The organism is Microcoleus sp. Aus8_D2 (assembly GCF_036702665.1).
GTDB lineage: Bacteria > Cyanobacteriota > Cyanobacteriia > Cyanobacteriales > Microcoleaceae > Microcoleus.
The window spans coordinates 1-19,814 of sequence record NZ_JAUBUN010000043.1 but is presented as its reverse complement, the minus strand read 5'-3'; the positions used below and the strand labels follow the sequence as shown (position 1 = coordinate 19,814).

The window sequence follows — 19,814 nt, the reverse complement described above, 5'->3', positions numbered from 1 at the left end:
CTACAACTTTGCGCGGTGGCCGAAACCAAAGAAACCGGGTTTTTGGCCGAATCTGCTGGTCTCAACGCGTCTTCTCAGAAAAAACCCGGTTTCTGACTACCCGCGCGTAAGTCATTTCCAGTTTATTTCCTGCAAGAACTTTGGTTGTAATCCGTATTGCTGACTGCATAGTTTCTCCTTTGCGACGATTAATTTTCCACAGCCCCTAAAGCTTTGAGCGTGGCTTTTTCAACTTCAGTTAAACCCGTAACGCCCGCGATATTCATCCCCTCATAAGGTCTGTCACTTTTCAGTATTTTGAGGCACTCACCAGTCTCAAAATCCCAAATTATAATTGTGCCATCCCGACTGCAAGCAGCAATAATTTTTCCATTTGAACTGAAGGCAACCGAGTTAATTCTACTGGTATGACCTTGCAAAATTTTGAGACATTCACCTGTACGGATGTCCCATATTCTTACCGTTCCATCTACACTTCCACTAACAACTATTTCACTAGAAGAACTAAAGGCAACTGAACGTATCCAATCAGTATGTCCCTGTAAAATTTGGAGGCATTCACCGCTGCGGACATCCCATATTCTTACTGTTCGATCGACACTACCACTAGCAAGTATTTCACCGTTGTGGCTAAAGGCGATCGCGCGTGCCCAACCCGTATGCCCCTGCAAGATTTGGAGGCATTCACCAGTATGGATATCCCACACCCTTACCGTTCCGCCAAAACCTTCACTGGCAAATATCTCGCCCAAAGGACTGAAAGCAGCCGAGTATACAGAATTGTTATGCCCGTCCAACGTTTTGAGGCATTCGCCAGTACCGATATCCCACAGCCTCACCGTTTGTTTATAACCTGCACTCGCCAGTATTTCACCATTTGGACTGAAGGCGATCGATCGTGTTTCATTGCCAAATTCTGGCAAAGTATGGAGGCATTCACCGCTGCCAATATCCCACACCCTCAATGTTTCGTCATAACTGCCGCTAGCAAGCATTTCACCATTTGGACTGAAGGCAACTAAGTGTACCCGAGCGAGATGTCCGTGCAAAATTTGGAGGCACTTACCGCTGCTGACATCCCACAGCTTGACAGTTTGTTCGTCATCGCCGCTAGCAAGTATTTTACCGTTGGGACTGAAGGCGATCGACATTACTTGATTGCTATACCCTTGCAGTGTATTCAAGCATTCACCGCTGTTGATATCCCACAGCCTCAGCGTTTGGTCGTAACTACCGCTAACAAGTATGTCACCCCCAGGATGGAAAGCGACTGACCCTACTTGATTGCTATGCCCTTGCAAAGTATTCAAGCATTCACCGCTGTTGATATCCCATAGTTTTGCTGTGCGATCGTAACTGCCACTGGCGAGTATTTCGCCCGAAGGGCTAAAGGCGATCGACCTTACTTGATCGAAATGTCCCTCCAAAGTTTTGAGACATTCACCAGTACCAATATTCCACAGCTTCACTGTTTTGTCGGCGCTGCCACTAGCAAGTATTTCACCACCAGAATTGAAAGCAACTGAAAACACGTTTTTAGTATGTCCCTCCAATATTTTCAGACATTCACCACTGTTGATATTCCACAGCCTTAATGTTTGGTCACCACTCCCAGTGGCCAACATCTCACCAGCAGGATGGAAAGCCACTGAAAATACAACTTTAGTATGGTATTGCAAAATTTTGCAGCATTCACCCGTGTCAATATCCCATAACCTGATCGTGCGATCGAAACTCCCGCTAGCGAGTATATTTCCATCGGGATTGAACGTGACAGACATTACTGATTCGGTATGTCCCTGCAAAACTTTTAAACATTCACCAGTCTTGACAGTCCATAACTTGATTGTATTTTCATAACTCCCGCTAGCCAGTATCTTACCGTCAGGACTGAAGGCGACGGACTCCACTACGTTGCTATGTCCTTTACAGGTCAATATTTCTCTTCCAGTGCTAGCTTCCCACAATCGAACTACGCCATCAGTATCACCTGTAGCTAACAGTTTGCCATCAGGACTAAATATTACTGACCGAACACCGCCGAAGATTTTAGTAAAATCAGAATTAGCCAAATTAGCTTCAGCAAAGTTGACGCGGCGCAGCGTCGCATTTGTAAAATCTGCACCTAAAATAACTGCACGAGAAAGGTCTTTTGCTTCTAACGCAGTGCGATCGATTTTCACCAACAGCGTCGCCGCATTCCCTCCCACATAACCTACCTCACTTTCAGTTTTTCCCCGCGTTGCTTCCAGAATTTCTAGTAGGGGTGACTTCTCTAAAGCCCCCCTTGTTAAGGGGGGTTGGGGGGATCTATCTTGACTAGCACGATCGCGAGTCCCTCTTTCTAATAGGAATTCGGGGGATCTCTCGTTACTAGCCACGTCACGATCCCCCCCGGCCCCCCTTAACAAGGGGGGGGGAATAACATCCAACATAGGTAACAACAAATCCATCACTGCTTTTGTCAGAGGTGCGTGTCCGAAACTCTGACGGAGTTGCCCTAAATCTTCAGCAACAAATCCCTGCAAAGGCGCAATAAGTTCACCCTTATTTCTCTTCTGGGCTTGCAATCGACAATAATTAGACCAAGCATATTTTTGAGGCGCTGCATTACTATCTAAACAAGACTGTTCCGGCGCCACTAATTCGGTAAAATCTGCCGCCAAAACTCCCAATTCCGCTGCAAATTTATAAGCGACAAAAAACTCCAACAGCGAACGGTGCGCCGGAGTATAATCGCCATCGGCATTGCGGATTAGCATCGTTTGACCCATCATGTCGTAGTGCCAGTGATCTAAGTCTTTTTCCTCTTGCACGACAGAACCAAACAGGCCTCGAATGCGATCGGGAAAACCTCGATAATTGAGGCTCATTTGGTCGGTAGACAGCATTTCCCAAGACAATTCGCACAAGAAATACAGCTTATCTGCTAGCGAAGTAAAAGTGCGTTCGGCTGTGATATCTCTCTCTATCTTCCGCCGCACCGCATACAGATAAATCCGCGACATATCCACTGGTTTTCCGGCTTCAATATCGGGCAATGCTTCCAAAATTAACTCGGTCATCACCGGGCGACGCGCTAAATCCAATAACTGCGGGTTTCCCATCACTTTTTCGACAGTAGCAGCTTCTGTTTGAAATGACAGCGCTTGCCCAATTTGCTCGTCGTTAAATTTCTCTAATTCTAAGACTTCAAATTGGGGAGTTTCGCCTGTTAGAATAGTTGTTGATGCTTGCAGTTCTGCATTGAACAATGCCCGTCCTTCCTTGCCTTCAGGAAAGTGTTCGGTACGGCAAGTGAGGATGACTTTGGCGCCGGGAACCACGGCTTTTGCTAGTTCCCAGAAGTTGTTGATGGTTTCTTGCCGATCGCACTTAGCGGCCATTTCATCAAAACCATCGAAAATCAACAGAAATTTGCCCATGCGATTCAGTTGTTCAAAAGCCGAATAACCCGCCAAAGGTATCTCGTGTTTCCGAAAGAAAAACTCGGAAAATAGCGACTCGACACTTACGGCTTTAGCGTAATCTCGCAACGGAATTACTAACGGCAACCGCGGGCGTTCCAAACCTCGTCTTTGAGCTTCTTTGTAGCGTTGCAGCGCCAGCCAAGCATAGTGCATCGCAAACCAAGTTTTCCCGGTTCCAAATTCTCCTAAAACTGAAATATGTTCTTTTACTGGGTCATCCAACCACAGGTCTATATAACCTTCAATCCAACCATCTCGCCCGTCATAATGACTCACGCCTATCTTGCGCAGAGTATCGGGGTCGATTTCTTCTTTCGTACAAGCTAGCGGCACGTATTTCGTATCAATTCCACGGCTGGTAATTTCTGTTTCCAGCCAATCCAGATAAGCGGTAAAATCGGCATCTTGGTCGAGCAATTCATCGAAGGTATAGCAAGCTAAATGACGGTTTTCTGGTTGATCTACCTCATCCCGCGCGGCGCGACTGATGCGGCGGGCGGTGACTAACCAGCCTTCATCGGTGCGCTGTTTTTCCACCGACTCGCGCAAGGCTGAGATGTCTCTGAGTCCCGCTTCTCCGGCAATTCCGCGCACTAAAATGCGATCGTACTTTTTGCGTCTCACCGGAACATCGATAATCCATTCAAAATAGTTATCTTCCCAGATTTGATAGGTTTCAAACTGATAATTTAATGTTTCAAACCAACCGCGAACTTGTTGTGATAAAATGAAAGCTTGAGACTTTTGAATATTCGTTGATGTTGCTGCCGGAAGTGCGGGAGCATCTTCGGATTCCAACCGCGCAAATTCGGTGCGAATTCCTTCCAGCGTGGGGAGGCGTTCGATGCGATCGAGTACCATAGATAGGCGTTTTTGCAAAGAGGCGATCGCATTTCCCACCATCACATCACCCAGCGTCCGCGTCCGCTTGGCGACTTCCATAAACACGGCCGCAAATGCCATAAACTCCCGCCTGGGGTCAATCCCTAAATCTCGAAGTTCTTTGCCCAAAGCAGACTGGTTGAGAAAGTCATCGCCTGCTTGAATTAAAATGGCTGGGCTATCGGACTCGAAAGCTTTGCGAAAAGCTGATTCAATCTCTTTTTGGCGAAACAGTTCTAAAATTTGTTTAGGTTTGCCAGCGCCGTACTCGACTAAAGTATAAACGTAAACTCCGCTAAAATCTGCTGGCGGAGAATCCGGGTCAAGGTTAAATCTTTTTAATAATTTGATGACTGTTTCGTTGCGCTGAAACTTGTCTTTGATGGTGCCGAAGGGAATGGCTGTCAGGAGGCTGATAACTAAGTCGAGACTAATTGGGATCATTTAGGCTTTCCTGTTTTTCCGTGAAAGTAACGCTCAAATCTAGAATCGGTAGGCTGTGTCCCTGAAATGCGTTGCGGGCGATCGCACATTGCTCTAATTTTATGTTAACGCATGAGCCAACAGTCGCGCACCGACAGTCCGAGATTTTCACAATCCGAGATTTGCCATATTCCAACAGCAATTCGATCGTCCGAGATTTGCCAGATCCCGACAGCAATTCGATCGTCCGAGATTTGCCAGATCCCGACAGCAATTCGATCGTCCGAGATTTGCCAGATCCCGACTGTCCGACAGGGGTTTTTAACCCCTGTCTCATAGCGAAAGTCCTCGCTATGAGGACTATGGAATCGTATTTTATTTAGTCATTTGATTCGGCTGAAATATTGCAGGATATTTAATAACATTATTTCTTAAGTCTTGACTCATAACTAGGAGTATTATGAATAAATTCTTCAGTCCTCATAGCGAGGACTTGAGCTTTGAGGCGGGGGTTTCAACCCCTGCCGGACTGTCCTGTGCGAATATTGTGCTGTTGGAATATCACAACAAATATTAGCATTTTTCCCGAGATATGACCACAATAAAATACAGCAAAAACCGACATAAATTGTAGTAAAATTAGCTCTCATTTTAGTAGCTATCTCGTGAATGGAAAAGTTAAAATATAGATAACTTACAAATAAATCTTGCTATCTATGAAAATACAATCTTCCGTCTTAGTCCACCTCGGATTTGGCAAATATGTACGCTCCGATCGAGTAACAGCAGTAATCCCAATTGAAGAAGAACGCGGCCCGGGCCGGCGCACTTTCGTGCACGTAGACGGCGAAGCAGACCCGATCGTTGCTTCCCGCGCCGAAGATACAATTGTTCGCGATTTGGTGCAGGAACCGCGCGAAATTACTCAAGCTCGCCAGCAACAAGAAATCCTCCAAGATTTGCTGGCAGATTTGAACAATGTTAACGTCACTGTGCGCCGGATCAGCCGCGATGAAGGCGGACTCGACCTCGAACGTTTGGAACGCCGGATTCGCCAAATCTTAGACGCTTAAAAATTAAAGACCGCCCGCGCGGTCTTTCTAATTTAGTCCTGGACTCACCGATACCTCAGAAACCGGGTTTCTTCCTAAATTTCTTGTTCCTGTCCGCAAATCTTTCCTATAAACTGGTACCAGCAATACAAAAGGTTTGTAGTGAGGACTTTAGTCCTTATGAAGGAGCGGACTAAAGTCCTCACTACAAACCAATTTTAGTACAGTCATTTGACCGGACATGATATCATGTGATTGTTGGTCTCGCAGAAAGCTTTAACTTAAAGGTTTCATGGTAACTTCAATATCCGCTAAACCTGTGAGTTTTTCCACGGGTACCTCTTCTTCAACTCGCGGTATGAAAATAGTTAAACCTCCCGGAATGCACTCAATAGAAAGCGGAGTCATACCGACAATTTCCCCGTCTACAACCACTTTTTGAGGCGGATCGGCACTGATTTTTACTTTTTTGGCGCGCAAATAACCGATGTCGTCGCGATCGGTAGGATTGCCGCTCAACGCTGTTTGCAAGAGGTGATAAGAAGCTGCGATCGCCCCTGCTTTATTTTGAGGCGCCACCAGCGTCACGTCCAGCAAGCCGTCATCGAAAATAATCCCCGCCGGGCCTTGAGCTAAAATCGATGTAGGCGGCGCTGCATTCGCCACTGTCACGGCCACAGCAGTAACGGTGATGATTTTATCTTCGGTTTCGATTTCGGCTTCAAATCTTTCTAAATTGTTTAACTGTTTGATTCCCGAGAGAATGTAGGCCAGCATTCCCCAGCGATTCTTCATTTCGCGATCGGCTAATTCGACAGTTTCCGCCTCAAAACCCACTCCAGCCAACAAAACCATCGGCATTTTACCGTTGCACATCCCCGCATCCACCACCCGCGTCAACCCTCCCAAAATAGTTTCGCAAGCGGTTTGAATTGTATTGGGAATATCCAAAGCATTAGCAAAAGCATTAGCAGTTCCCCGCGAAATAATTCCTAAAGGAATATTTGTACCGACAATCGCCCCCGCAACAGCAGATAATGTGCCGTCGCCCCCGGAGGCAATAATTTCCTCAACTCCTCTAGCAACTGCTTCGCGGGCGAGTCGATCTGCGTCTATTTCTGGTGTTGTCAGCCGAATATCTAAGTCAATAAACTGCTCTAAAAGTTCTTGAATTGTCGCTAAGTCTTGGTCGGGGTCGCTGTTGCCGGCGACGGGATTGAAAATTAGACAGGCTGAACGTTTCATAGTTGGTAATGGGTAATGGGTATATTATGTCTGGGAAACAGAAATTGGTTCGTAGTGAGGACTTCAGTCCTTCTTTTTCCGAGGACTAAAGTCCCCACTACGAACCAAGGGCGAGATTGGTTCGTAGTGAGGACTTTAGTCCTTCTTTTTCCGAGGACTAAAGTCCCCACTACGAACCTAGAGCGAGATTGGTTCGTAGTGAGGACTTTAGTCCTTCTTTTTCCGAGGACTAAAGTCCCCACTACGAACCTAGAGCGAGATTGGTTCGTAGTGAGGACTTTAGTCCTTCTTTTTCCGAGGACTAAAGTCCCCACTACGAACCTGGAAAAGTGCAGTATTTATGCTAGGGAGTTAGATTAAGACTTGACAAAAGTCCACTCTAACACTTGGCGCGGAGCTTTGTGCAGCGCTTCCTTAATTTCCTGGTTGCTGTCAAACTTAACTCGATCTAAATGGCACGCTTCGACGTTCACAGTAAACTTATCGTCTTCAAAAGGCCAAGGAGTTACTGTCACGAGTTCGTTGCTGTTCTGTACAATATCGTAGCGTTTGCCGTCCGGGCCGACACTAATTTCTAAAGCTCGTTCTCCCGCAGGTAACTCGCGACTGCAAAGAATCAATGATAGCCGATCGCACCACTGGAAAAAAGCATAAGCTGATTCTGCGTCTTCCTTAGAAATCTTCAACTCTTCGCGCCATTTTTTTTGATTTTCGAGCTGTTCGTCCAGAAATTCGTCGAGTTCCTTCGACTCTCCCCGCTTTCCTTCATTCAGATAGCTCATGTGCATAGAAATCAGCATTGCTACCCACCGCCCGCGATATAGAGAATTCTGCGTCATCGCTTTAATTTTCGGCAGAGAAGTTTCCGTCTGCAAGGTAAAATCTAAGGGCGCGCCCGCTTCAGTCAAGATATCTTCTTCCCACTCTTTCTCTAAATCGTCGTGGTGGGAAATCGCGGCGATGGTTTCGTAGAGGCGAACCGGAGATTTCGAGCGCTTCCACTGTCCGCCCAGTTGGGCGGCGAGCAAAGCGTGGGCGCGGTGATAAATAATTTCCCAGCCGGTTGCGGTTAAGTTAGCAATCATGGAATTTTGAGCTTGAATTAAGTTGATGAGTGTAAAGATTGAAGGTTTCTGTGTTTGACACAGAATTTTTTGAGTTGAAAACTCAGGAATTAAGCCGTTGGCTTTGGGAAAACACTATTTGGTTTGTAGTGAGGAATGCGAGTCCTTCTCAATTTTTGCGGACTGAAGTCCTCACTACGAACCTACGGAGGAATGCAAGTCCTTCTCAATTTTTGCGGACTGAAGTCCTCACTACAAACCTAGAGATGAAGTTAAATCACAAAGGGTTCGATCGCGATTTCCTGCCATTTCCCCTCAAATCGTTCGACAACCAAAGGTCTGACTCTGAACTTCGGGGGAGTCCCGTCAAGAACATCAATCCGCAAACACGAATAAGGGCGACGTTTGTGGGAACCTTCGCCGCTGCGCCCGACAAATAGCAAAGATTCTGCTATCCGCCGGCTGGCTGTGGAGGAACCCGACTCCCGCGCCAACCGATAAGCTTCCGGGCTCGATGGTTCCTGCAAGATCGGCCCTTCCGGGCGCTGGCGCCGCAGGCTGTGCCCGCTTCCCCCGCAGACAATCCAATTAATCCCCGAGTCACCATGTCCGGTATCCCCAGTGCGTAGGTATTCCAAACAGTGCGCGTGGCCTGTGAGTACCAAATCTACTAGCGATCGCCCCCGCGCCACTTCCCCAACTGCATCGCCCACTGCGTCGAGTACCTCCCGCAACCGCAACCGCACGGCCAAAGTTTGAGCTTGATTCCACTTGGTCGCCTCGGTGACGTAGGGGGGATGGTGGAAGTACAAGACTCGCCCCCGCACCCCTGTATCGTCCCAAGATGCAATCAATCTTTGTTTGAGCCATTCGAGTTGTTCCACGTCTGTGGAGGCCGTTCTGTCGGGCGACAGTTGTTTGTCGATATCTATCAGCATTTCGTCAACTTGCTCTAATTTGGCGCGCAAGTCGTCTAGCTGTTCGGCTTCTTCGGGAATTTCGGGGTTTAGCCGATCGGACATTTCGAGCATTGCCAATTTTTCTTGTTCCAACTTTTGCCTGTCGAGTTCCAAATTTTGGCGCCGAATGTCGCCCTGTTTGGTTTTCGGGATCGGCAACGGTTCGTTAAAGGTATTGGAGTCGAGGGCGAAAAAGTCGATACCCCCGCTGCGAAACGTGTAATAGCGGTTGGGTAAGCGGGTAAAGCGTCCGGGTTGGTAGCGGATGCAGCGGCCTGTGCTGGTGCTGGCGGTGTAGTGGGCGTCTAGGTGGCGATCGAGTTCTCCGGGCAGCTTGTGAGCTTTTAGGTAGTCCAGAAACGCTTTAGCGTAGGCATTGCCGATCTCCGAACCGTGCCACCCCACATCGAGATCCAACTTGGAACCTAACAGCCTCCGCAGCGGCAAAGCTGTCGCCGAAAGGATGCCGTAGAAGATCGGTAAGTCGTAGTAGTCGTGGTTTCCCGGTACTGGCAAAAACGGAAATTTGAACACCATGCGATCGTAAGCAATCCGAGATGGTTGCTCGCCGCCGACGATAAATTCTCGGTAGGGCCGAATAAAGTTTTGCAAGTAATATTCGCTCGAACCCACGAGATAAACTACATCACCCGTGTGGAGGAGAAAACGGCAACTTTGGCGTTCCGAGAGCATCTGTTCGGCAACCTGTCGCTGGGGGTTGTGGCCGCGGTGGTTGCCCGTGCCGCTGTCGCCTGCAACTAAAAATGAAAACTCCGGAGTGTCGGCGGTTCGATCGTCCAAAACCATCCGAGTTTGGTCAATTCCCCGATCGGCGATCGACTTTTCTTCCCACCGCACCCGCTCGTTCATTTTGCGGATTTTGACTGTTATTCGCGGGTCGGACACGAATTTCACGCCACCTAGTCTCCCAAATTGCTCAGTTCCTAGTTCATATTGCAGCGAACGCACGGGTTTTTACCTCTGTCTAAAAGCTGAACATCGCCAAAGATACCAGTTTGAAAAGAGAATGCAACTGCTGCTTTGTCAGCTCCAAATCCTTACGCAGTCAGTCATCCCCAATCTCCCCTCGAAAAATGGAAAATGGAAAATCTCAAAATCTTCTGATATCCACTACCATTGCTCGTATTCTCAACTCGCTTCTGATATTCAACTATTGTCAAAAAAGTCTTGTCAAAAAAGCATCCTGACCCGAAAGCGACAGCGATACTTAATGTCAGGTGTAATTGATGATACCGATCGCCCAAGTTCTGCGAATCGCCGCCAAATTTTGATTTTTTAATGAGCCTGTTTCTGGCTCTGGCTCTGGCTCTCTGGCTCTCTCCCCCTCTCCCCCTCTCCCCACACTCTGCAATTTTTAACTCACGAGCCATGGCACGATCGCAGCGCGTTTTGATACCATTCAATCAAGCCCAAGACAATCAGGGAATGTAGTGGAGGTGCCTAAATGGAGCTTTTCGGAGAACAAAAACGGTGTTTGGATGCTTTGGTAGCGTCGATCGAGCAATTGGGAGGTCGAATAGACATTCCGAAGCTGGAGCAGATAGCAGAGCTGATCATTCAAACGATGAGAGGGCCCTGGCGCTACTTTCACACGTCGGAACACATTTTTGAGGTCGGGGGGTCAGTCGATCCGATCGAGGTGCTGGCTGCGCTGTTTCACGACCTCGTGTACGTCCAAGTCGATCAGGGCGTAAGTTTCAATATAAGCAGCGCCCTTTGTCCCTTTGTCAAAGAAGTGCGATCGCAGTTAGTGATTAGAGATGAAACCGAACTGCACGACGATGCCATGTATCACCTCGTGGCCTGTGTCTTTGGATTTGTTCCAGGTAAAATTCTCTCTCCCTTTGCCGGCCAGAACGAATTCTTGAGTGCCGTGATTGCTGCCAAATGTTTGGAGCCTTTTTTGCCAGCAAGTACGATCGCCGAAATTGCCGCTTGCATCGAAGCTACGATTCCTTTTCGTCCGATTTCGGCCAGCGGTTTGAGTGCGATCGAACTTTTGCACCAGCGCTTGGTAAGTGTAAATCGCGATTTTGATTTCGGATGGACTGATGCCGAAACAGCAGAAATTGTCAAGCGTTCTGTGAGGTTAGCAAATCGGGATGTAGAGAATTTTGCCTCTCCAAATTCCTCTAACTTCTTAGACAATACCTGGAACTTGATGCCGGAAACCAACCACGAATTGAGCAATGTCAATTCCTATACAGTTGCCGGATACCGCAAATCTCTGCAAAAAATGGAAGGATTTTTAAACTTCCTCAAACCCGAACTGGTTTTCCAGCAGTTTATGCAAGAGCCGGACGATGAAACCTACGCTCACATGATTGCCCAAACCAGGAAAAATATCGCAGTTGCTAAACTATATCTGGGTATCAAACTAATTACCATTGCCATTTTAGAAGCTCTTTCCTACCGTTTGGGTCGCGACATTCCGCTGTCAACGATGATGGGAGAATTGCGCGCACCAGGATTTAAAACATCGGTTTTGGAAGATTACTTGCCCAACAGACAGATCGCTTACCCCTTAGAAAGTCAGTTAGAAAAAGAGGTTTTAGATTTGTTAGCAATCGGACGCAATCAAGAATCTCCCTATGATATTAAAAACTCCCCCGTTGCTACGTTTATTATCAAATCTATCGGCTTTGCGGAAACAGAAAACTTTTTGAAGAAAGCTCAAGAGTTTTTTGCAGGTCATATTTCGTCGGAAGAGTTTCTGTCTTACTGCGCTCCCGATGTCATAGACACCATCTCCTCCGGGGTTATGAAACTCTTTGAGAGCAGGAAGATGGCTTTAGGAAAAGTTAAGTTAGCTCACCAAACTGTTTCTTAGGATATGTTGGGAAAATCAGGACTTACGCAGAAGCTAATTTGGTAGGGTAGACCTTACCGCTATAATTCCCGCGTAAAAACACTTTTTGCGTAAGTCCTGATTAATAAAAAGAGGACTCAAGTCCTCACGATCAAACCAGCTTTATGACAGGAAATTAACCAGGAAATTAACCGGGTCTTAGCATTACGGGAGACTGAGTTTTTTATTCTTTTCTTTCAATGATAATCGTCATGTGAGCGACTAATGCACCGATCGCTCCTACCGCTGCAATCACTGGAAACAAAGCGGCACTGATGACTCCGCCGACTACTCCCACCGTCAGAGGAACTTCTACTAAAATCCGTCCCTCTTCGTTTTTGAGAATCAGGCGCCGGATATTGCCTTCGTGAATCAGCTCTTTAACTTTAGCAACCAAATCCTCGCCGTTAATCTTCAACTCCTCAACGCTAACTTTGTCCTGAGTATAAGCAGGGGTTTCTAAAGGAGTCGCGTCAAATTTAACTTCAGTAACTTTTTGGGCAGAAACTTTTCCAGATACAGGTATTGATTCGAGTTCTCTTGCCCCGACTGGTTCTTGTAGGCGATCTGTAGGTGTGTCCATTTTTTGTTCTCCTTTTGGATAAAAGTATTTTTGTATAGAATTATTTAAAAAGATAACACGCAACTTTTGTCGCTCAATCATACTTTTGGGTGATATTACTGCTGCTGTCGTGCTTTTTTCTGTTCATTTTTGACAGCTAGATCCCAAAATCCGTCCTCCGCTGGCTCGATTGTCCCGACAGGAAGAAGCAATAAGTAGAAACTCTCCCTCTCTCCCCCTCTCTACCCCTCTCTCTGCTTGTGCCGCTTAGTTAACTGTCTGCATATCGCCCTCGCAGCGCCCCAGCCTTGAAAAACCTCCGATCGCTACAGCCACAGGATTAGAGCTACTTTCACGCCTTGAGATATTCAGACTCAACAGATGTACAGGTTGAAATACTGACATTTTACTGAAAGTGCGATCGCCCCGCCGTGTATAGATTTAACACATCTAGTTCGGCAAACCGCACATGGAAATCGTTATTTGCTTCCCTCAAATTAGAGTTCAATCCACCTCAGTTAAATCTGCTCCTAAAAAAGCCACCCCCGAGGTTCCTCCCATCAACATCTTAGAGTTTTTAATGAGAATTGCTTAAAATAAAGGGGAAGCAGAAGTAATTATGATCGAAATATTATCGAAAGCAAACCAATTATCTCAAATTGAAGTTGAGCTTGGCGCCAAATCGGCTAAAATAGAATTTCTTCCTTCTGCTTCCCCTTTATTTCCCGTGTCAGATTTGCCAGCGACAGAATTTTCATATCAAGTTGGTGGCAGTTTGCAGGCGAATGCTCTTAGCTACGTCACCAGAGCAGCAGATAGCGAACTTTACGACTCGTTAAAAGCAGGTGATTTTTGCTACGTGCTCACCTCCCGACAAATGGGAAAATCGAGTCTGCGGGTGCAAACAGCGCGCCGCTTGCAAGCAGAAAATATTGCCTGCTCAATTGTTGACATTACAGGAATTGGCACGGCCCAAATAACTCCCGTCCAGTGGTACGCAGGTTTTACAGCCACTCTCGCCAATAGCTTTAAAATTAAAATGAATGTCAAGACTTGGTGGCGCGATCGCGAACACTTGCCGCCAGTCGTCAGATTAAATGAATTTATCGAACAGGTATTGCTTCCTGCGAGCGATCGCAATATCGTAATTTTTATCGACGAAATTGACAGCATTCTCTCCCTGAACTTCTCCAGCGACGACTTTTTTGCCTGGGTGCGCCGCTGCTACAACAAACGCGCCGAAAATCCCGAGTACAACCGCCTGACTTTTGCCTTATTTGGAGTAGCGACTCCTCAAGATTTGATCTCTGACAAAACCAGAACTCCGTTTAATATCGGCCGCGCCATTGAACTCAAAGGATTCGATCTTGCCGAAGCCACACCTTTAGCTCGAGGATGGGGCGAAACAATAGATAATTCCCAAGAAATTCTCAAAGAAATCTTAGCTTGGACTGGAGGACAGCCATTCCTTACTCAAAAACTTTGTCAATTAACTGCCCAGAAGTTAGCAGCACAAACCAGCAGCGACTGCAATAGCCCAGCCAATTTTAAATTATTCATTGCCGAATTAGTGCAGTCAAGCGCCGTCGAAAACTGGGAATTTCAAGACGAACCCGAACATCTCAAAACAATTCGCGATCGCCTCCTGAGAAATCCCCAGCGCACCGGCCGTTTGCTAGGACTTTACCAACAAATATTAGCAGATATGACTCTGCTAAACGGCGCAGAAAATACCGCAGAAGAGTCAATTGCTCAATATAATTTAGCTAAATACAGTTCCGAAAAAATGGAACTTTTACTGTCAGGTTTAATCGTCCAAAATGGAGGAAAGCTGAGAGTTTACAACCAAATTTATGCGTCTGTTTTTAATCGGGAATGGATACACCAAGAATTAGCAAAGCTCCTGCCTTACTCCGAGTCGATCGGCGCTTGGGAAGCCTCCAACCACACAGACGCTTCCCGCTTGCTGCAAGGCAGAGCTCTCGCAGAAGCCTTAATCTGGGCGGCCGACAAAAGTTTGAGCGATCGCGATTATCAATTCCTATCAGCTAGCCAAGAACAAGAAAATCTGGAATTTCAAAGAGCTTTGGAACTAGAAAAAGTAGCTTCGCACATATTAGCCGCAGCCAATTTAGTATTGACTAAAGCTCAACACAAAGCCAAGCGAACAGTCCAATTGAGTTTGTTGGGACTTGCTGCAATTTCCGCAATCTCTGCTAGCGTCGTCCTGCACGCGCAGCGAGTTGCCCAGAAAGCGGAAAATCAAAAAACACAAGCAATAATTACCCACATAGAAGCACTCAATTCTACCGCTAATATTTCGCTAAGCTACGATCAGCTAGGAGCTTTAATCGCAGCAGTCAGCGCGGGAAAAAAAATGCGACAAATAGAAGTTTCTCCAGCCCTCAAAACACAGACAGTAAATATACTGCACCGAACGCTAAATGCAGTCAGAGAACGCAATCGTTTGCCTAACGGACACACCGCTACTTTTAGCCCTGATGGCAAGTTAATTGTGAGTGCGGGTGACGAATTTTGGGTGAATATTTTTCAGCCGAACGGCAAGTTAATTTTGAGTCTCCCGGGACACAGCGAGTCAATTACTGAGGTGGTTTTTAGTCCAGACAGTCAGTTAATTGCTTCTACAAGTTTTGACAAAACTGTCATAATTTGGCGCCGCGACGGAACTTTGCTTTCTATTTTAAAAGGACACCGAGATTTAGTTTGGAGCGCGAGTTTTAGCCCCAATTCTCAACTAATTGCAACAGCCAGTTCTGATAAAACTATTAAGATTTGGAGTACAAGCGGCGTTTTGCTGCACACTTTAAAAGGACATACTAGACCAGTTACATCAGTCAGGTTCAGTCCCGACGGTAATATGTTGGCTTCCACCAGTCAGGATCAGACTGTCAAACTTTGGAAACGCAGCGGGAAAACACAGTTTCGACTTGAGAAAACTCTTTTGGGACATGGAGATGAAGTATGGGGCTGCAATTTCTCGCCAGACGGTGAGATGATTGCTTCAGCGAGTCACGATTGGAAGGTGAAACTGTGGAATACTGACGGCAAGTTGCTGAAAACTCTCGACGATTCTACAGCAGGTTTGGGTAGTGTTAGTTGGAGCGCAGACAGCAAGTTGCTCGCAGGGGGCAGCACGGATGGTAAGGTGAGACTTTGGCGGGCTGACGGTACTTTGCTGCAAACTTTTAGGGCGCATCCAGCCGATGTGTGGAGTGTCAGTTTTAGTCCAGATCGCACAACTTTAGCATCTGCCGGGAAAGATGCGTCGGTGAAGCTTTGGAGTCTCGCTCCTGCTAAAGTAGAAGCTGCCGAACTTGACACATTGCTCGCCGTCGGCTGTCGCTGGCTCGGAGACTACCTGCAATACAATCCGGGTGTTGAGAGCGATCGGCATTTGTGCGAAAAAACTGACAATTGATATTTTGTGCCAATTAGCAGAAACAGGTTGCGGTTGAATTGTCACGGCGGGCGATCGGCTCCAGATTTGTCGCTACTCTTTTCTGGATTGTCATATAATTTTAGGTAAGGGGTAATAGCAAATGTCCTCGCCCAGATCGCGGATGTCTATCAATCTGAACCAAATTCATGTTATGAAACATTCAAGCTAGTGATAAGTGCTAGATTCGGGTGAGTGAAATTTAGGATAGATTAAATTTACTAAATAGTCAGGTTTCAAAGGGGTGTCTGCTGTTAAATTAATCTAACCTGCAATATCGTTTCGGGTGACACCAGCACGATTTTAGGATAAAAATCATGCTGAATTAACTGGATTAGATCGAGCCGAGTAGAGTTGATTGCCAAGCTATCAAAAGAGTTGAAAATGCAGTGCAAATAGTACGCACTCAATATTCTAGCAGCCAACCGCAACTGCCAATTACCAAAGGAGGGAGCAGTGTATGAAACTGACGGGTTGAGTCCCCTGAAATCGCCACTCGGTTTGCGATCGACTCTAGAGGAATTAACCCTATATGACTTTCTCCTAGAGTCAGACTGTCTGGGTGGCGAAGTTGCTAAAATTTTTCAAGCTAATCCTTTACTTCCCGGCATCATCATTACTGAGAAAGGAAAGTTTACAGGGATGATTTCGCGCAGGCGTTTTTTTGAACACATGAGCCGCCCCTACAGCTTGGACTTATTTTCTCAACAGCCTTTGTTCATCCTCTACCGCTTTACTAAAACTGATATCTTGGTTCTCGATCGCAAAACCTCAATTATGAAGGCAGTGCGGCAGTCTCTAGAGCGATCGCCAGAACTAATCCACGAACCCATTGTAGTACAGGTAGATCCGGACAATTATCAACTTTTAGACGTTCACCAACTACTGCTTTCTCAGTTGCAGATTCACGAGTTAGCAACCGTGGCGATGCGGGAATCCCAAGCACAATTGAGACATCAAGCCCAACAGCTCGAACTTGCTCTCCTGGAACTTCAGCGCACTCAAACTCAACTAATTCAAACAGAGAAAATGTCTTCTTTGGGGCAGTTAGTAGCAGGAGTTGCTCACGAAATCAACAATCCCATCGGCTTTATCTACAGCAATTTGCACCACGCTAAAGAGTATACCGAAGGTTTAATGCGGATGCTTTCTCTGTACCGGCAGCACTGTCCCGAATCTATCCCAGCAATTGAAGCGGAATCAGAAAACATCGAACTCGATTATTTGCTGGAAGACTTACCCAAAGTGTTTGATTCGATGCAGCAAGGTGCAGAAAGGGTGCGCGATATCGTTTTGTCGCTGCGGAATTTTTGCAGGTTAGACGAAGCCCAAATGAAGCAGGTCAACATTCACGACGGTATCAACAACACGATTATGCTTTTGCAAAGCCAGCTTAAAGGCAAACCGGGGCAGGAGGCGATCGCAATTCACAAAGAATACAGCGAATTGCCACTGGTGCAGTGCTATCCCGGACAGCTCAATCAGGTATTTATGAATATTTTAGTGAATGCAATTTACGCTCTTGTTGAGTGTAACAAACACGAAAATGTCGATGAAAAAAGCCGGAACAATTCGCCAGCAGGTGATAAAAATGATTCCTGTGCAAACACTCAATCCTCACTTTCTAATTCTAGCCGTCTCATGCCTGCAATTCGGATTCGCACGGAGTTAATCGACGAAAAACAGGTAATAATTAGGATTTTTGACAACGGCCCAGGAATGACAGAAGATGTTCTGAAGCGGTTGTTTGACCCTTTCTTTACTACTAAATCTGTCGGCAAAGGAACGGGTTTGGGACTGTCGATTAGCTATGAAATTGTTGTCAACCAACACGGCGGCGAATTGAAGTGCTTCTCGGAACCTGGAAAAGGAACAGAATTTGCGATCGAGATTCCACTTCAACAGTTTTCCCCAGCACATATGTTACCTCGCTTTGCCTGATGACTAATGACAGTTGACAGTTGACCTGTGACAGTTGACAGTTAACTAATGACGGCAGGACCAATGACGGCAGGACGGCAGGACCAATGACTAATAACAACTAACAACTAACAATTGACAACTGACTACTGACTACCTTTGCAAACCCACTTCCACAAAGGATGACTCGGCCCCTGTTGGCGAATGCGGCGCACTTGTTGCTCTAAACCCTGTTTTTCGCGCTCTTGCAATCCTCGCACATTGCGACTTTGCCCGATCACTACTAAAGTCATCCCCAAGCACAAAACCAAACCGAGAGTGGGCCAGCGGTGAAAATATAAACCGTAGCGCACTGCCGCCCAGGTGAAGTGCTCTAACCACAAAGCGATTTCGCGGCGCAAACCCCAAATACTCAAAGAACCGACGCTAATCCACGCCAATATTACAGTTAACCAGCGGCCGTAAACTGTTAGTTTGTGAAGCCTTTGGACTTCTATTTGCAAATTTGGGTCATTGGTCATTAGTTATTAGTCATTAGTCAGTAGTCAGTAGTCAGTAGTCAGTAGTTAACTGTCAACTGTCAACTGTCAATTAAACTTCTTCTGATGGGTTAATTCCTTCTGCGGGGACGGCGATGGATTTGCCTGTACGACTGCGCCACCAAGCTAGCAGCGTGCTAGCAATGAAAATACTGGAATACGCACCAGCAATAAAGCCGACAATCAAGGCTAAAGCAAAGTATTTGAGGGTTTCGCCGCCAAACAAAAAGATGGACAATAATGTCAGCAGCGTGGTCATCGTCGTGTTAATTGACCTTCCCAGCGTCTGCATGACGGCATCATCGACAATTCGATCGATCGACTGTCCGGGATTTAGCTTGATTACTTCCCGCACGCGATCGTAAATTACCACTGTATCGTTAACAGAAAAACCGATAATTGTCAAGAGGGCGACGACAAATAAACTGTCAACTTCCACTCCTATAACTAAACCCAAAATTGAGAAAATGCCCAGCGTAATTAAGACATCGTGAAACAGAGCAACAAAAGCAAAAAAGGCATAATCTAACTGAAATCGGAATGTTAGATAAAGAGTAATGCCAGCAAAAGAAAGGAATAAAGCCAGCAAACCGGAAGTAAACAACTGTTTGCCGAGGGTAGGCCCCACCGTATCAATTTGAATAGATTGAGGAGCAAAGGCGCCTATTTTATCGCTCAAAGCTGTTTGCAACTTAGTCCGCTGTTCGACATCCAAAGTTTTCGTGCGCAGCGACAAACCGCGCTGTTCTTTGCCGATAACTTGAATGCTGCTGCCGCCCAAACCTTGGGAGTCTAGAATTTGGCGGACAGTGGCAATATTGATGGGTTTACAATTTTCCGGTTTCGTGCAGTCGAGTTCAAATTGCAGCCGAGTGCCACCGATAAAGTCTAAACTGGGGCGCAGCGGTGCGCGGATGTCGGGACGAGTCCAAGAAATCGCCATCGATACTATACCTGCAAGGATGATAGCGGCGGAAAGACTCCACCAGATCGATCGCTGTTTGATAACACTGAATTGCATAATTTCGCGGGAATTGGGCATTGGGCATTGGGCATTGGGCATTGGGCATTGGGCAAACAGGGAATGGGCATTGGGCAAACAGGGAATGGGCATTGGGCATTGGGCAAACAGGGAATGGGCAAACAGGGAATTGGGAATTGGGAATTGGGAATTGGGAATTGGGAATTGGGAATTGGGAATTGGGAATTGGGCAAACAGGGAATGGGGAATTGGTAATTAATTTACAACTAATTTTTAGCAGTTTGTAGTTAGCCACTCTTACCGATGACCGATGACCGATGACCGATGACCGATGACCGATGACCGATGACCGATGACCGATGACCGATGACCGATGACCGATGACCGATG

The 19,814-nt window shown here is 46.6% G+C and carries 14 protein-coding genes; 5 read left to right on the top strand and 9 right to left on the bottom strand.

Annotated elements, in window-relative coordinates; genetic code table 11:
- Positions 1 to 188 precede the first annotated feature (188 nt).
- Together QUB64_RS25895 and QUB64_RS25890 are read right to left on the bottom strand one after the other, a co-directional pair.
- On the bottom strand, positions 189 to 4,796 hold the full coding sequence (locus QUB64_RS25895; protein ID WP_333268907.1) for an NACHT and WD40 repeat domain-containing protein: 4,608 nt from the start codon (positions 4,794 to 4,796) through the stop codon (positions 189 to 191).
- A complete protein-coding gene (locus QUB64_RS25890; protein ID WP_333268906.1) occupies positions 4,783 to 5,112 on the bottom strand; it encodes a hypothetical protein in 330 nt (109 codons plus the stop codon). Before QUB64_RS25890 ends, QUB64_RS25895 begins: the two co-directional genes overlap by 14 nt.
- Positions 5,113 to 5,491: 379 nt before the next feature.
- On the opposite strand from QUB64_RS25890, the gene QUB64_RS25885 reads away from it, so the two are divergent.
- Positions 5,492 to 5,848 carry a hypothetical protein gene (locus QUB64_RS25885; RefSeq protein ID WP_332949806.1) on the top strand — a complete coding sequence of 119 codons (357 nt, stop codon included), beginning with the start codon at positions 5,492 to 5,494 and terminating at the stop codon, positions 5,846 to 5,848.
- Positions 5,849 to 6,103: 255 nt separating this feature from the next.
- On the opposite strand, the gene QUB64_RS25880 is transcribed toward QUB64_RS25885, so the two are convergent.
- The 4 genes from QUB64_RS25880 to QUB64_RS25865 form a co-directional block, all read right to left on the bottom strand.
- Positions 6,104 to 7,072 (bottom strand): YegS/Rv2252/BmrU family lipid kinase, encoded by a 969-nt coding sequence (locus QUB64_RS25880; protein WP_333268905.1) that lies wholly within the window; start codon positions 7,070 to 7,072, stop codon positions 6,104 to 6,106.
- Positions 7,073 to 7,428: 356 nt separating this feature from the next.
- Complete coding sequence (locus tag QUB64_RS25875; protein WP_333268904.1) at positions 7,429 to 8,157, bottom strand: DUF3891 family protein; 729 nt, start codon at positions 8,155 to 8,157, stop codon at positions 7,429 to 7,431.
- Between the two features lie 251 nt (positions 8,158 to 8,408).
- Entirely contained in the window at positions 8,409 to 10,010 is a 1,602-nt protein-coding gene (locus tag QUB64_RS25870; protein ID WP_333325718.1) for a metallophosphoesterase family protein, read from the bottom strand.
- Positions 10,011 to 10,329: 319 nt separating this feature from the next.
- Positions 10,330 to 10,458: a hypothetical protein gene (locus QUB64_RS25865; protein ID WP_333268902.1), complete on the bottom strand. Its 129-nt coding sequence runs from the start codon at positions 10,456 to 10,458 to the stop codon at positions 10,330 to 10,332.
- Positions 10,459 to 10,560: 102 nt separating this feature from the next.
- On the opposite strand from QUB64_RS25865, the gene QUB64_RS25860 reads away from it, so the two are divergent.
- Positions 10,561 to 11,946 (top strand): hypothetical protein, encoded by a 1,386-nt coding sequence (locus QUB64_RS25860; RefSeq protein ID WP_333268901.1) that lies wholly within the window; start codon positions 10,561 to 10,563, stop codon positions 11,944 to 11,946.
- Between the two features lie 202 nt (positions 11,947 to 12,148).
- Here QUB64_RS25860 and QUB64_RS25855 read toward each other — a convergent pair whose 3' ends face one another.
- Positions 12,149 to 12,547 carry a DUF4342 domain-containing protein gene (locus QUB64_RS25855; protein ID WP_333268900.1) on the bottom strand — a complete coding sequence of 133 codons (399 nt, stop codon included), beginning with the start codon at positions 12,545 to 12,547 and terminating at the stop codon, positions 12,149 to 12,151.
- 598 nt (positions 12,548 to 13,145) lie between these two features.
- On the opposite strand from QUB64_RS25855, the gene QUB64_RS25850 reads away from it, so the two are divergent.
- Positions 13,146 to 15,965 (top strand): AAA-like domain-containing protein, encoded by a 2,820-nt coding sequence (locus QUB64_RS25850; RefSeq protein ID WP_333268899.1) that lies wholly within the window; start codon positions 13,146 to 13,148, stop codon positions 15,963 to 15,965.
- A 474-nt stretch (positions 15,966 to 16,439) separates the two neighbouring features.
- Positions 16,440 to 17,924 carry a sensor histidine kinase gene (locus tag QUB64_RS25845; protein WP_333268898.1) on the top strand — a complete coding sequence of 495 codons (1,485 nt, stop codon included), beginning with the start codon at positions 16,440 to 16,442 and terminating at the stop codon, positions 17,922 to 17,924.
- Between the two features lie 125 nt (positions 17,925 to 18,049).
- Here the strand turns inward: QUB64_RS25845 and QUB64_RS25840 are convergent, their stop codons facing one another.
- Both QUB64_RS25840 and secF read right to left on the bottom strand, forming a co-directional pair.
- Positions 18,050 to 18,424, bottom strand: a complete 375-nt coding sequence (locus QUB64_RS25840; protein WP_333268897.1) for a hypothetical protein — start codon at positions 18,422 to 18,424, stop codon at positions 18,050 to 18,052.
- Positions 18,425 to 18,494: 70 nt separating this feature from the next.
- Entirely contained in the window at positions 18,495 to 19,463 is a 969-nt protein-coding gene (gene secF, locus QUB64_RS25835) for a protein translocase subunit SecF (protein ID WP_333268896.1), read from the bottom strand.
- Here secF and QUB64_RS25830 point away from each other — a divergent pair.
- The gene (locus tag QUB64_RS25830; protein WP_333268895.1) at positions 19,458 to 19,679 is read left to right on the top strand and encodes a hypothetical protein; all 222 of its coding nucleotides are present in this window, start codon (positions 19,458 to 19,460) and stop codon (positions 19,677 to 19,679) included. The two genes, secF and QUB64_RS25830, sit on opposite strands and share 6 nt — an antisense overlap.
- Positions 19,680 to 19,814 lie beyond the last annotated feature (135 nt).

Excerpts from the sequence above, each read along its gene's own strand:
- secF (WP_333268896.1), bottom strand. The coding sequence starts at position 19,463 with ATGCAATTCAGTGTTATCAAACAGCGATCGATCTGGTGGAGTCTTTCC.
- QUB64_RS25850 (WP_333268899.1), top strand. The coding sequence starts at position 13,146 with ATGATCGAAATATTATCGAAAGCAAACCAATTATCTCAAATTGAAGTT.
- QUB64_RS25855 (WP_333268900.1), bottom strand. The coding sequence starts at position 12,547 with ATGGACACACCTACAGATCGCCTACAAGAACCAGTCGGGGCAAGAGAA.
- QUB64_RS25875 (WP_333268904.1), bottom strand. The coding sequence starts at position 8,157 with ATGATTGCTAACTTAACCGCAACCGGCTGGGAAATTATTTATCACCGC.
- QUB64_RS25860 (WP_333268901.1), top strand. The coding sequence starts at position 10,561 with ATGGAGCTTTTCGGAGAACAAAAACGGTGTTTGGATGCTTTGGTAGCG.
- QUB64_RS25840 (WP_333268897.1), bottom strand. The coding sequence starts at position 18,424 with ATGACCAATGACCCAAATTTGCAAATAGAAGTCCAAAGGCTTCACAAA.
- QUB64_RS25880 (WP_333268905.1), bottom strand. The coding sequence starts at position 7,072 with ATGAAACGTTCAGCCTGTCTAATTTTCAATCCCGTCGCCGGCAACAGC.
- QUB64_RS25885 (WP_332949806.1), top strand. The coding sequence starts at position 5,492 with ATGAAAATACAATCTTCCGTCTTAGTCCACCTCGGATTTGGCAAATAT.
- QUB64_RS25890 (WP_333268906.1), bottom strand. The coding sequence starts at position 5,112 with ATGAGACAGGGGTTAAAAACCCCTGTCGGACAGTCGGGATCTGGCAAA.
- QUB64_RS25895 (WP_333268907.1), bottom strand. The coding sequence starts at position 4,796 with ATGATCCCAATTAGTCTCGACTTAGTTATCAGCCTCCTGACAGCCATT.